This window comes from Nitrosomonas marina (assembly GCF_900110145.1).
Lineage (GTDB): Bacteria > Pseudomonadota > Gammaproteobacteria > Burkholderiales > Nitrosomonadaceae > Nitrosomonas > Nitrosomonas marina.
This window is the reverse complement of record NZ_FOCP01000003.1, coordinates 213,003-227,304: the sequence shown is the minus strand read 5'-3', so window position 1 is coordinate 227,304 and position 14,302 is coordinate 213,003. Positions and strand designations below refer to the sequence as shown.

At 45.4% G+C, this 14,302-nt stretch carries 5 protein-coding genes and 3 pseudogenes; 3 read left to right on the top strand and 5 right to left on the bottom strand.

Features of this window, described 5'->3' with window-relative positions; all coding sequences use genetic code 11:
* Window positions 1-131 precede the first annotated feature (131 nt).
* Window positions 132-1,221, top strand: a pseudogene (locus tag BMX44_RS03665) (IS3 family transposase).
* A gap of 35 nt (window positions 1,222-1,256) precedes the next feature.
* Here the strand turns inward: BMX44_RS03665 and BMX44_RS03660 are convergent.
* Both BMX44_RS03660 and BMX44_RS03655 read right to left on the bottom strand, forming a co-directional pair.
* Window positions 1,257-1,748: pseudogene (locus BMX44_RS03660) on the bottom strand (IS21 family transposase); the annotation flags it as partial.
* Window positions 1,749-1,887: 139 nt separating this feature from the next.
* A pseudogene (locus tag BMX44_RS03655) lies at window positions 1,888-2,217 on the bottom strand (ISNCY family transposase); the annotation flags it as partial.
* A 637-nt stretch (window positions 2,218-2,854) separates the two neighbouring features.
* Here BMX44_RS03655 and BMX44_RS03650 point away from each other — a divergent pair.
* Together BMX44_RS03650 and BMX44_RS17180 are read left to right on the top strand one after the other, a co-directional pair.
* A complete protein-coding gene (locus tag BMX44_RS03650; RefSeq protein ID WP_177167655.1) occupies window positions 2,855-3,202 on the top strand; it encodes a hypothetical protein in 348 nt (115 codons plus the stop codon).
* Window positions 3,199-8,991 carry a calcium-binding protein gene (locus BMX44_RS17180; protein ID WP_090628128.1) on the top strand — a complete coding sequence of 1,931 codons (5,793 nt, stop codon included), beginning with the start codon at window positions 3,199-3,201 and terminating at the stop codon, window positions 8,989-8,991. Before BMX44_RS03650 ends, BMX44_RS17180 begins: the two co-directional genes overlap by 4 nt.
* Window positions 8,992-9,367: 376 nt before the next feature.
* Here BMX44_RS17180 and pyk read toward each other — a convergent pair whose 3' ends face one another.
* From pyk to BMX44_RS03630, 3 genes are all read right to left on the bottom strand, one after another.
* A complete protein-coding gene (gene pyk / locus BMX44_RS03640) occupies window positions 9,368-10,807 on the bottom strand; it encodes a pyruvate kinase (protein ID WP_090628126.1) in 1,440 nt (479 codons plus the stop codon).
* A gap of 366 nt (window positions 10,808-11,173) precedes the next feature.
* Window positions 11,174-12,262, bottom strand: coding sequence for a patatin-like phospholipase family protein (locus tag BMX44_RS03635; protein WP_177167654.1), 1,089 nt, complete (start codon window positions 12,260-12,262; stop codon window positions 11,174-11,176).
* A 163-nt stretch (window positions 12,263-12,425) separates the two neighbouring features.
* Entirely contained in the window at window positions 12,426-14,291 is a 1,866-nt protein-coding gene (locus BMX44_RS03630) for a hypothetical protein (protein WP_090628120.1), read from the bottom strand.
* Window positions 14,292-14,302: the final 11 nt, after the last annotated feature.

The window sequence follows — 14,302 nt, the reverse complement described above, 5'->3', positions numbered from 1 at the left end:
CTAATAGCCGTATTGATGAGTTGTTGCCGTTAACGCCGGAATTTATCGAAGCATTAAAACAAGAAAAATTATAGATGGTCGCGCCGGACGCTTACGAATTTTCTTGTAATTTATAGACAGGAGGTTCTGCAATGAAGAAATCGAAATTCAGTGACAGTCAGATCATGACGATACTCAAACAGGCTGAGGCAGGCGTACCGGTGCCTGAATTGTGCCGTGAACATGGGTATGAGTAGTGCGACATTTTACAAATGGCGCAGCAAATACGGCGGTATGGATACATCGATGATAGCGCGGTTCAAAGAGCTTGAGGAAGAGAGCCGCCGATTGAAAAAGATGTATGCCGAAGAGCGGTTAAAGTCCGAGTTACGCAAGGAGGCGCTCGAAAAAAGTGGTAGCGCCCCGACGGCGGCGCGAACTGGCAATACAGGCTGTTAAGCAAAGAAAAGCGAGTATCCGTATGGTTTGCGAGATCTATGGTATCAGTGAAACCTGCTATCGTTACCTGGCCAGGCTCTGTGCTGATAATCGCCTCATAGCTGATTGGCTGTTACGGCTGACACACAACCAGCGGAACTGGGGGTTCGGGTTATGCTTTCTGTATTTGCCCAACGTAAAAGGTTTTCCCTGGAACCACAAGCGCGTTTACCGTATATATCGGGAGCTGGAATTGAATATGCGGATTAAACCGAGAAAGCGGCTCAAACGTGACAGACCTGAAGAGCTGACGGTGCCATCAACAATCAATGAAACCTGATCAATGGATTTTATGCACGATCGGATGGAAGATGGCCGCAGCTTTCGGTTATTAAATATACTCGATGACTGTAACCGAGAGGGGCTGGGTATTGAAGTGATTTTTCCTTACCTTCAGAGCGTGTTATTCGTACGCTAAACCGCTTGATCGAATGGCGTGGCAAACCCAATCGGCTTCGCTGTGACAATGAGCCAGAATACATCAGTGGCGCGCTAATTGCCTGGGCGGAAAAGAACGACATACAGCTATCATTCATTCAACCAGGCAATCCTCAACAGAACGCCTACATCGAGCGCTACAATAGAACAGTGCGCTATGACTGGTTGAACCATCACTGCTTTGAGTCTATCGCTGAAGTTCGGGACTATGCAACTAAATGGCTGTGGCCCTATAATCATGAACGGCCAAATACTGCCATCAGGGGAATAACACCAAAACAAAAACTTGCTCAATTAGCGCATTAGCTTCTACTTTTGGCTTCGGTTAATAATGGGGAGATTACCTTGCCACTGGCCGCGTTAATGATCGGTACGCTTTGCCCACAATAATCGACCAAGTATTTCTCACCAGCCTTATGCGTCTGGCGCATGGAGCGCTTTTGCTTTTCCAGCCAGTGACGGTAACGGTCGCAGTATTGCGAGTAACTGCAACAACGGTTGGGATGGGCGGCCGTATATTCTTCCCACAGCAACTGCCTGGTCATGCCTTTGCGTTTGAGCTCCTGGTGAACGACTGACCAGTCAGGCTTAATATGCCGCGATGATACCGTGGTGTCAGACGATGGATAAAACAGGCGAGCCAGGCCGGCATCGTCCAGGTTATCAGGCAAAGGCCAGGACAGGCCCAGTTCCCCCGCGCGAGATAGCGGCTTCTCGATGCTGCCCATACTCACTTTCGTGCTTTGACTGATCTGCCGGTATTTCAACCTGGCGCCCAGTCGCAAGCGTAAAACTTCTCTGATATTGCGCATTGTTATCCTCTTGGCTGCCAATGTCTGCCGCCCAAAAGGCGGACAGCTTAGCAAACTAAATTAAAAACAATGCGTTGAAAAAATTCTGGCCATGTTGAACAGCGATTCCGGAAAATTAGCAAAAATGTTCATCTTCAACCAGAATATTTGTTCACGTTGGGCCGGAATATACAGCTCGCTTTACCTGGATATTTTCGTTCGTGTCTAAGAGCTCAGCAAGATGTTGCAAATTCACATCATAGTATTTTTCTTTTATAAGAGACTGAACCTGCCTTTTCAGGCATTCAGGTGTTTTATTGGAAGGTGCTCTGCCAGTATTACGATGAACGACAAACTGAATACCAGCTTGTTGATACCACTGAAGGTAGCGTTCTATTGTCCGACGTGATTTATTCAACAGCTTGACAGTGTTAATAATACTCACTTTTCCTTGTGAGACTTTAGCAATCACATCTACAACGAGCTGAGCTTTTGAATCCATAATAATCATCCTTTGTGACCTCCGAATAAACACAATGGAATATTTAGAAAATCACTGATCAAATAGATCCGTCAATTTCCCTTGGTAATTATTGAATACGACAAAATCGCTTGGCAGTTAAAGTACGACAAAGTCCCTTGGTGTTAACACCGTTACATATACTGATTTAAACTTGATCGGACAGTTACCGGTTTATCGGGAGTGACTATCAGGTCAAATTCAATTCAATAATTTTTCTTGGGCAAATTTAAGATTTTATTCAATTATCCGTTTCTAATAAGTTAGATACTTGCTTCATTGAGGTATTACCGTCCATGCCTACAGATTTTAGAACTCCCTGTTTTCTAGACATTTTATTATGTTCATTTAATAGAATCGCTGAGTACTGTTTTTTCGTTGAGTGTGTGGATTGCAACGAGTTTATTGACGATTCCATAATCTTTAAACTGGTCGAGAGCGAATAGAGGTTTAGGGTTTAGGGTTTAGGCTATTAGTTGATTCTATCTAAGAAAAGTTAGATTTAGACAAATTACCACTAATAAGTGGTCAACATGGATTTCGAATAATTCTGTTTATTGCTTAATTGTTGAGCTAATTAATTTTTGATTCTTAATTTTAGAATAATTTCAAAACTAAGGAGGCCTGATTGATGAATTTGTGGACAAGTGTGTTTCTAATTTTGGGGGCATTGTTTGCCTTTACTATTAAGATATTTCCAGTTTTAGCTAATCATCCATGGCTCAAGTTGTTGTTTATTAGCATTGTAATTTCTGCATTAATTTCAAGATTATTTTTTATGAAAGATGGATTTATTCTAGAAATTAAAAATGCTGTACCTAGAATAACTGGACGTAGAAAAGAGAATAGTAAGTTGGAGAAATATTTCAGATTCTTTGAGGGTATTGGGATAGCGCTTTGTGTTACTACTTTGTTTATCTTGTTTTTTGAAGGTGAAACAATAAGATTAAGACAACAATTTGGGGTCGTGAGTTGAGTAGAAAAATTCCTGATAGTTTGATCAATCAATATTCTGATGAAGCTCATTCTGCAATAGAGTCGGCAGCAAGTGGTGCTGGGGCAGTGGCTTCTTCTGTAGATATAGGAAAGGATGCTACCGATACATTAGTGGTTAATGGTGCTCCTACTGTTACCATAAATAATATGTCGGCCGCAGTAGCCTATATGGTAATAATTCCAAGTGTTAAAAACTGGACTGCAGTTTCATTTCCTTTAGGTAAACTTGCACAAGTATTATCATTGGGCCAAATGGCACAAGCGGGATCAGATAATGAATATACCTGGGAGGACTACGCTGCATTGTCAAATGCTATAGGTAGTACGTTGGTAACATTTCCAGTTTCCGCATTACCGGGTTCGATATTCATAATTCTAGGTGCTGCTACACCAATGTTAAATAATCTGGGTTATTTGATAGGGGACAGTTTTTTTGGTATTAATTCTTCGATCGACAGCTTCTACAACCAATCTAAAAACTGGATGCCACCCCGCACAGATCCATTGGTGCTCGATCTTGATAACGACGGCATCGAAACCATTGGCATTGGCAATACTGTGGTGGTCTTTGACCATGATGGCGACGGTATCAGGACCGGCACAGGCTGGGTTAATAGTGATGACGGTTTCCTGGTACGTGATCGTAATGACAATGGTACGATCGATACCGGTGCGGAATTGTTTGGGGTTGATACGGTAACAAACAGTGGCGTATTGGCGACAAACGGCTTCGATGCGCTGGGCGATCTGGATTCAAATGCTGATGGAGTGTTTGATACGAGCGATGAAGCGTTTGCATTGGTTCAGGTATGGCGCGATTTCAACCAGAACGGGATTTCAACCGCTAATGAATTGTTTTCCCTGGCGGAACTCGGCATTGTGAGTGTCGACCTGAATGCCGCCAACCAGAACGTTAATTTCGGCAACGGCAATGTGCAAACGGCAGCAGCAGCGCATTTAACCGTCGATGGCGAGGGGCAGACGGGCAATCTGGATTTGGCGAACAATTCGTTTTACCGTGAATTTACCAACAGCATTTCGTTGACCGAAGAAGCCAAAAGTCTGCCCGATAGCAAAGCATCCGGCTTAGTGCGCGATTTACGTGAGGCAGCTAGCCTGTCGCCGGCTTTGGCAAATGTGCTGACAAATTATGCCGGTCAAAGCAGTCTTGCTGGCCAACTGGCTTTGCTTGATGATTTGTTATTTTCATGGGCGCAGACGTCTACGATGAAGACCAGCGTCGAACAGGCCGCCGACCAGAATTTTTTATTGTTATACCTGTTGCCCGGTCAATCATGGTCGGATCATGATGCGCACCTGGCTTACTGGAACACCACGGACACCGCTTTTCTGGATTCGCTCAGCGCTGAAGCGCGCACTGAATACCAACAGATGTTGCAACAACAGCAAGAGATTGTTGAGACGATCAGTATCCTGGAGCGATTTAACGGTACATCTTTCGTGACTGTCGATGCTGACAAAGTAACATTGGGTAATGGATTCAGCAATACGGTCAATCCGGTACCCGGCATGCTGGGAACAAAAAGAGTCTATGTTACCTTGTCAACCCAGCAGATCGAATTCATGCATCAAAGCTATGAATTATTGAAAGAATCAGTCTATGGCAGTTTGATTCTGCAAACGCGGCTTTCACCATATCTGGATGAAATCGCGCTAAAAGTGAATGAATCATCCGAAGTTTACGTGGATTTCTCGGCCATGGTTGCATTGCTAGACAGTCAAAAAGCGGCTGACCCCGCTGCTGCATTGGCTGATTTGATCGAACTGAACAAATATGCCGGTGAAATATTGCAGGATAAAGGTTGGAACGGTCTGGATTTGTTGAGAAACTGGATTGATGCAGACGCTGCTGGTGAACAAACCAGTACGATTCTGCAGGGTCTGGGTGTGAGTATTATCTGGCGCGATCAAATGACCGGTGCGAACGACGATATTGTTTTCAGTGAACCGGGCTATGCCAGCTTATCCGGGTTTATCGGTAATGATATTCTGAACGGCGGTGCCGGTAACGACAATTTAAGCGGCAGTAGCGGGGACGATATCCTGTTTGGTGGAGGCGGCCGTGATTTACTGATGGGTGGTGACGGTGATGACATCCTGCGCGGTGGCGGTGGAAATAACGATCATTTGCGCGGTGACCGTGGTAACGACACGTATCTCTTTGCACTGGGCGATGGCGATATATCCATTAATAATAATTATGGGGACGATAACCATGATGTATTACGCTTTTTGGAAGGTATAACACCGGAAAACGTCTCAGCGGCCCGTAATCTAAACAGTCTGGATTTAATCGTAGAAACCACTGGAGAAGTAGTGTCGATTTTTAATTATTTCTATGGTGATCTTGCCGGTACATATGTGCTGGAAAACATTGAATTCAGTGATGGAACCAGTTGGGGGATTTCAACGGTCAGATCGATGGTGATAGAAAGTACAACTGGTGACGACAATCTGACGGGATTCGAGACGGACGATATTATTGAAGGTTTAGCCGGAGACGACATCATTGCCGGAGCCAGCGGTAACGATAACCTGAGTGGTGGTGATGGTAATGATTCATTAACCGGTGGTGAGGGCAACGACGTATTATCTGGTGGTGCTGGCAATGATGGTTTATATGGTACTGGCGGCAGTGACAATTTGGATGGCGGTGACGGCACCGATATGCTTTTTGGCGGTGCTGGCGATGATATTTTGCGCGGTGGCACCGGTGCAAATGATCATATGAGAGGTGATGCAGGCAATGACACCTATCTGTATGCGGCAGGTGATAGCAACACTACCATTAATAACCATGATAAGGGAGACAGTCATGATGTTCTTCGGTTTATGGAAGGTATCACTCCGGCTGATGTAACGGTATCGCGCAATACGTATAGTTTGTTATTGTCAATACTGACAACCGGAGAACGAATCACAGTCACCAATTATTTTTATCTGGATACCAGCAGTAGCTATATGCTGGATGCGATTGAATTCAGTGATGGTACCAGTTGGGATTCATCAACAGTTAAACAACTGGCGTTAACCGGTACAGATAGTAACGATACCATGTACGGATTTGCTTCAGACGACATTATTAATGGTCTGGGTGGTGAAGACACGATAAATGGCAGAGAAGGTGAAGACATCATATACGGTGGCTCGGGAAACGATTATCTATATGGGGTTGAAGGAAACGATACACTCTTAGGCGGTGACGGTAGTGACTCAGTCCACGGAGGTATGGGTGACGATATTCTCAGTGGAGGGGCCGGTAGCAATGATATTTTGAGTGGCGATGAAGGTAACGATATTTACCTGTTCTCGGTTGGTGACGGCAATACTACCATCAGTAATTATGATACCGACACAAACAGCAATGACGTTTTGCGTTTTGATACGGATATTAATCCTGATGACGTGCAAGTATCACGAGTCGGTCAAAATTTGTATCTGACGGTGCTAGGTACCGGTGAGATCATCTCAATACAGTATCATTTCTATGGTGACCAATACAAACTCAATTCAGTTGAGTTTGCCGACGGAACTAGCTGGGACAGTGAAGTCCTTGCATATTTGGTGCTGACGGGAACGGAAGGTGCGGACTATATCACCGGTTTTGCGACAGATGACACAATCAACGGTCTGGATGGTAACGATATATTACGCGGTGATGGTGGCAACGATGTCGTTAACGGTGGAGATGGCGCAGACCAAGTGTACGGTGGCGCCGGTGATGATACACTCAGCGGCGATTCTGGTGACAATGATACATTAGATGGCGGTACAGGCAATGATATTTACCTGTTTGCGGCAGGTGATGGGAAGACAACCATCAACAATTACGATACCGGTGCAAGTCGTCACGATGTGTTGCAATTTGATACCGGAATTGGCCCAGGTATTGTACTGGTATCCCGATTTGGTAATGATCTTAGACTTTCGTTAGAAGGTACTAGTGAAATCATAACTGTAAAGAATCATTTCATTGCCGGCAACCAATACATGCTCAATGCCGTTGAATTCGCCGATGGTACTAGTTGGAATAGCATTGTCCTAGCGCAAATGGCACTGATGGGAACTGAAGGAAATGACAGTATTATTGGTTTCGCTTCAGATGATACTATTAACGGTTTAGACGGTAATGATACGTTGTATGGTGGAGACGGCAACGATGTAATTGATGGAGGTGCTGGTGCGGACAGGCTCTATGGGAATTTGGGTGATGATATACTCAGCGGCGGCTCTGGCAGCAATGACACATTAGATGGCGGCGCTGGCAATGATACCTACCTTTTTGCGGCAGGTGATGGTAATGTCATGATCAGTAACTATGACACTGATGCAAACAGCCAGGATATATTGCGCTTTGATTCGGATATTTCACCTGATGATATTTTAGCGACCCGAACCGGAAGTTACGATCTTGCGCTAACGCTGCAGAGTACTGGTGAGAAAATCACGGTTTCATACTTTTTCTACCTGGATACGGCACATCCAACATACAGGCTGGATGCAATCGAATTTGCCGACGGTGTCAGCTGGAATCCAGATACCGTGATGCAAAAAGTACTTCAGGGTACCGATGGTGTAGACGTCATTAACGGGTCGGCAGATGAAGATACGATAGACGGTTTGGGCGGAAATGATACGATCTATGGTAAAAGCGGTAATGATATTTTGTATGGAGGTACCGGAGATGACTACCTGAACGGTTATGCTGGCAATGACAGACTTGATGGTGGAAACGGTAACGATCGGCTTTTTGGCGGTTCAGGTGATGATATTCTAAGTGGTGGCACGGGTAGCAGTGATACGCTGGACGGTGGTGCAGGTAATGATACGTACTTGTTTGCGGCAGGTGATGGTAATGTCATGATCAGTAACTATGACACTGATGCAAATAGCCAGGATGTATTGCGCTTTGATTCGGGTATTTCACCTGATGATATTTTAGCGACCCGAACCGGAAGTTACGATCTTGCGCTAACGCTGCAGAGTACTGGTGAGAAAATCACGGTTTCATACTTTTTCTACCTGGATACGGCACATCCATCATACAGTCTGGATGCAATCGAATTTGCCGACGGTGCCAGCTGGAATCCAGATACCGTGATGCAAAAAGTACTTCAGGGTACCGATGGTGTAGACGTCATTAACGGGTTTGCAAATGAGGATACGATAGACGGTTTGGGTGGAAATGATACGATCTATGGTAAAAGCGGTAATGATACTTTGTATGGTGGTTCCGGAGATGACTATCTGAACGGTTATGATGGTAATGATCTGCTTGAAGGTGGAGAAGGGGCAGACCGACTGTACGGAAGCTCGGGTGATGATATTCTTAGCGGTGGTGCGGGCAGCAATGATACGCTGGATGGCGGTTCGGGTAACGACACTTATGTATTTGCAATAGGTGATGGTAATGATTCAATAAGCAATTATGATACAAATGCGTTAAGTATCGATGTGCTTCAATTTGCCAATATATCATATGAAAATCTTTGGTTTAGCCGCAGTTCGAATGATCTGGAAATATATGTGGTTGGTACAAATGATCAGATAACGATCAGTAACTGGTATTCTAACAATTCATTCAAATTGGATCAGATTTATGCTGGGACATCATCGCTGTCGAATGAAGAAACTGATCAGCTAGTTTCTGCAATGTCGTCATATTCTGCGCCGATCGGCGAAGGCGCAGTTATTTCACAGGATGTGATGGAGATATTACAACCAGTTTTTTCAGCAGTCTGGATGTAGACAATATTATGTTCAATTAAAATCGAAATGATATTCCTGTATCGGCTCTTATATATAATATTCTGTATTGTGAAATCTTGTTGTATTGGTTGTAGATGCCGGTTTGAATTGATAGTCATCTGGCTGTCCTCCTTCCCGGCTGTAGCAGGAAGCGATTAAGTTAATGGTTTGAACTAACCTTATCGATAGAGGGCAAGATGAGATTTTTGGGATAGACCTTCATTCAAACAATAGTTTTATAGTGATTATTGATGATCAGGATAGAATGCTGTGCACAGTTGGCAATGTGCCAACTGATTGACCGAGATTTTTAAAGCCATGACCTCTTATATCCGTAATACTCGGAATGCAGACAAATCTGGCCAGGATTAAAATCTTATACTTTCAATACGCGAATAAGGTCTGTACCGCCAACTCGATGTTGAGTGCCTGCTGTTACGACAACGACATCTCCTGCTTTGATGTAACCCAGTTTCTTGGCCCTGTTTATTGCAAATTCAAGTTTGGCGCTGTCGTCACTGCCTTCCTCGCAGAGTAAAGGGATGACGCCCCAGTTCATGGATAGCCGTCGCGCTACAAGGGGAGAATAGGTTACTGCCAGGATCGGGCAGGCAGGGCGGTTTTTGGAAATCAAACGGGATGTCAGTCCGGTTTCAGTAAGGCTGAAAATAGCAACAGCCTGGAGCTTCTCAGCCATGTTTACCGCCGACTGGCTGACTACCTCTGGAATAATATTTACCGGATCCATACGGGTTTTTTGCAAATACCCATATTCATTCAGTGATGCTTCTGCTCGCTGGGCGAGAATCGACATGGTGCGCACCGCTTCCACCGGAAACTTGCCTATCGCGGTCTCTCCGGAGAGCATGACTGCTGATGTGCCGTCAAGAATCGCATTGGCCACATCGCTGGCTTCGGCGCGGGTGGGTTTGGGATTGCGTTCCATGGAGGCCAGCATCTCGGTGGCGGTTATCACCGGCTTTCCATTCATTACTGTGGTACGTATGATTTTTTTCTGGAACCCGGGTACTTCTGCTAGCGGCAACTCAACACCGAGATCGCCACGTGCCACCATTACACCATCTGCTGCTTTGACGATGTCCTCAAGGTGTTTGATACCTGCTTTGTTCTCGATTTTTGCAATAATCGGTGTGCGACGATCAGTTTCCAGAAAAATATCCCGAATACGATGGATATCCTCTGCACTTTGTACAAAAGATGCCGCCAGATAGTCCACATCATTGTCAGCTGCAAAATTGATTTCCCGTACAATATCATCCCTGAATTCGGGGCTTACAGCGCTGACGGCCAATTCAGTGTCTGGTAGATTGACGCTTTTGTTTTCCTTCAAAACGCCGCCATGGATGATCTGGCAGATAATTTCGTTATCCACGATTGATGTTACTTCCAGCTCGATCGCTCCATCGTCTATCAGAATCGGAATGCCCGATTTTACCTCACTGGGCAGGTTTCTATAGGTTACGGAGACACCCTTATCGGTACCGATACGTCCATCGGTGTACAAAATAAATTTTGCACCGCGCACGAGTTCTGCCGAGATGTTTTCAAGCTTGCCGGTTCGAATTTCGATCCCTCGAGTGTCGACCATTATGGCCAGATGCACCCCCATCGTATTGGCAGTATCTCGAATCCGATCCAGTCTGGCCTGATGTTCTTCGATGGTGCCATGAGACAGATTCAGGCGGGCGACATTCATGCCCGCAGCAATCATTTTCTTTAAAATATCGGAAGAGTCACAGGCCGGGCCGATGGTTGCAACGATTTTTGTTTTACGCAGGCTGTTCAGATTATTCATTGAGTATTGTTTAGAGACGCCATCTTGTCAAAAGGTAACGAATGGCTTGATAGATAATTAAATTATAAACTAATCACGGCCGCAAATTAACGCCGGATGCAAGATTTCAAAAATGGTGACATTTATACAAGCTTGTGATGTAAACATCTTGTAATTATTTTTGAAACTACTGATTGTTCAAACGTGTTCTGTTTTTGCAGCTTTTTTTGTGGGCGGGGTATTACAATCAGTCTCGATAGCATCCTTTAAGCTCAACAAGAATCAACAGTTTCTGAGTGCACTTATCGTCGCTAATTCCTCTTTTGGTAAAGCTGAGAATGGCTGTGGAGTTGTTGTTCATGCGCCGATTCAGGGTCTGGTTGTTCTTTAACTAAAAAAATCACTGATTTTTGGCCGTTGCCTTAGGCCGTCATAATAACCAAGATTAATAAGTTCACGGGCGAAAACACCTTCAAACAACAAAAAACTTGGCAATCGCCATTCATGGCCCCAACCACCAACAGTGCGCAAAAACAGGCGAATTCCACGCGGTAGTTTAACAGCATACCGTGCTGCGATAACACGCAAGTCTTGGGATGGACGGATAACCATCACTTTGGTTTTTCTGAGGCCGGTTTTCTTGCGTTGCCACCAATTCATATGACCGAGCATATGATTGATTTGCTGCATGCGCTCTATGTCAGTGTTCAGGTTTTCGGCAAACAAAGAATCGAGTGTAAAGCCGGCGATTTCGGCAACTCCGGGCTGGTAGTTACCTTCGTCTCCAAGGGGAAGTGTCTCATTGCGCACGCCAATTATCAGGATTCTGTCAGCCCCCATTTTGATGGCTGGCCGCAATGGTTCGGTCATACGTAATGATCCATCAACGAAATATTCGTTACCGATACGTTGCGGTGGAAACAAAAGTGGCAGAGCGGCAGACGCAAGCAAATGAGGTACTCCGATTCTGGTACGAACACTATCACGTCGATGATCGTGCCAGTACAGTGATTCAATGCTTGATTCAAAAAAAGTTGTGGCTTCTCCAGTTGAGTAGTTTGAAGCGGTAACCGCCAGCCCCTTGAGATGACCTTTTTTCAACTGTGCTTCAACCAGCTGGTCATTTCCTAACTCACGTTGCAACAGCTCAGCCAGGGGGGAAACATTGAGAAACGAGTGGGGTTTGTTGTTTTTTGTCATGAAACCGCGCATCAAGTTGTAGTCCAGTGTGAAGACATTGTGTGTATACAATCCGGTCCAGATGCGTTCCAATCGTAATACCGCGTCTAAAAAATTGTCTGCATCCTGGGCAAGAGCCGTAGCATTTAGTGCGCCAGCACTGACGCCTGATATCGACTCGAATGGCAAACATCTGCTGCCAAAGAGTTCAGCTATAGCTTTTAACACGCCGACTTGGTACGCAGCAAGTGCACCTCCTCCGGGCAAAATGAGGCCGGCTGAGCCTTTAATCTGCACGTATATTCTCCTTCAATCCGGATTATTCATTTATGGTCGGAAAAGTGTTGCCGTCTTTCCTATACTGTTTTTCAGTCTGGAAACAGGCCACTGTCCGTAAATCAGTTTGTACCATTGCTGTACAATGAAACTTATCAAGTTCTGAATACTTGTCATGCTCAGTTCAGGGAGTGTGGGTTTTAGAATCATGATTGGGCATGCCCAATGATTCCTCGAATTCCAACCGCGCCTCATCAATGGCATCAAGGATTTGTTTTTTAAATTCATCGCGTGAATAGTGTTCTTCCAGTTTAAGCAGCAGATGCTCGACGCCGAGGCCGACAGATATGCCGCCTATGATTCCGCCAAGTGCTGCACCGATTGCTGTGCCAATACCGGGAAAAACGGAGCCAATAGCGGCGCCGCTGGCAGCGCCGGCAGCGGCACCTCCGAGCACGCTGGCCGCTTTGCCGGCGGCTACTTTAACCAATGCTTTGGCGCCCAGGCTGATTGCGCCTTTGGCAATGACTTTTCCTGTGACCTTGCCGGCAATCGCACCGGTGATCGCACCAGCCGCTCCGATACCGCCTGAAATCAGCAGCCGGTTCTCCAAATTGATGATAACGCTGTTGCTGGGTGGTTCCTTGATAGCATCCAGTGGGGAATACTGAATGATTTCCGGTTGCTGTGTTACTGGTTCAATCTGGTTCTCAGCGAGTATTGCGCTGATCTTGTCAAGATATTCGGCACGCAATTGTTCATTTTTGTGCAATGCGTCTTCTATGGACTGCTGTACCGGGCCAAATGCATTGCCTTGCGTCAGGTATGCCTCGAGTTTTTCTGTCATCCAGAGCTCCAGTTTGCCAGTTGCCAGTGCTACGATTCGTTCATATTCTCCAGGCAGACTGTAATACCAGTCGAGGTAGTCGTCCACATTTTGTGCCATAAGCATAAAGCTCTGATCTGATGTTTTTTTGAGTTGAAGCACTGATGCCTCAAGCTCTTGAACAACTTCAAGGTAGGCCTGTCGTGTTTGAGCGATGGTGCCCGGTTTGTAATAATCGTCCCCAATTTTCTCCAACGATTCGATTTTTTTTGTAACGGTACGTTGGGTATCCTGCAGGCGCTCTACAACCTTGGGTGTTGAACGCAGCCAGGCATCGATATATACAGTAGACGGTACGTAAATAAACAACATGAAAAAAGTTAGCAGTGCAGAGGAAACGGCCAGTGAATGTGACGGAATACGCGAAGGAACATCCACGTCCTGCAATGGTGTTAGTACGCGGCGATATTCGGATAGCGGCACCATAAAACTGGAGATGGCAAGTGCTATATTGTAGAAAAGAACGGCGCTGCAAAGAAAAACCGCAAGCAGAAAAAAAATATCGCTGAATGAATGCAGATTGCCCAGTATATATGCTTTCAGTCCCTCGATAAATCCAAGCAGACGAGCGACTTCCAGTATCAAGATGCTTTGGCTTGTGCCAGTGATACCTGGACTGTTCGCTTCAATTGCTGCGGATAACGAAGCATAGGATGGATATCTGCTTGCCAGTTTGATATAAAGTACATAAAAAGCGGCCATTGCCAGTGCTGTTGCCCAACGCGTCCAAATCAGTGATTTGTGCAAAGCGATATAGGGTCTGAATTCCCGTGCTGCCAGCGGTGCGAAAACAGCGTGAAAACACGAAAACACCGGGACGGTCAGAAGAAAGACGATCCACTCGATTTTTTTTGTAACGCCCAGATAAAACACCAGCAAAAAAGTGAATGTGACAGACCAGAGCGCCCAACCGATATATGGCATGAACCGTTTGTTCAGAAACCAGTATAAAACGCCGAGATTGCGAAATTGATTGGCGCGATGAATTCGTTGAATAGTCACTGAATAAGTTGCAGCCATATACAATGGCAGGCCGAACAAAAAGGTCACCAGTAAAACAAACCAGAGCTGTTGGTCGGGGATCATTCCGCCGGCATGATAAGCAGATACCAGCCAGCCCAGCGATAGCACCCAAAAAATAATTATCCTGTTGATTGAAACCATGAATTCAATGC

Coding starts and splice junctions, on each gene's coding strand:
- BMX44_RS03630 (WP_090628120.1), bottom strand. CDS start 14,291: ATGGTTTCAATCAACAGGATAATTATTTTTTGGGTGCTATCGCTGGGC.
- pyk (WP_090628126.1), bottom strand. CDS start 10,807: ATGAATAATCTGAACAGCCTGCGTAAAACAAAAATCGTTGCAACCATC.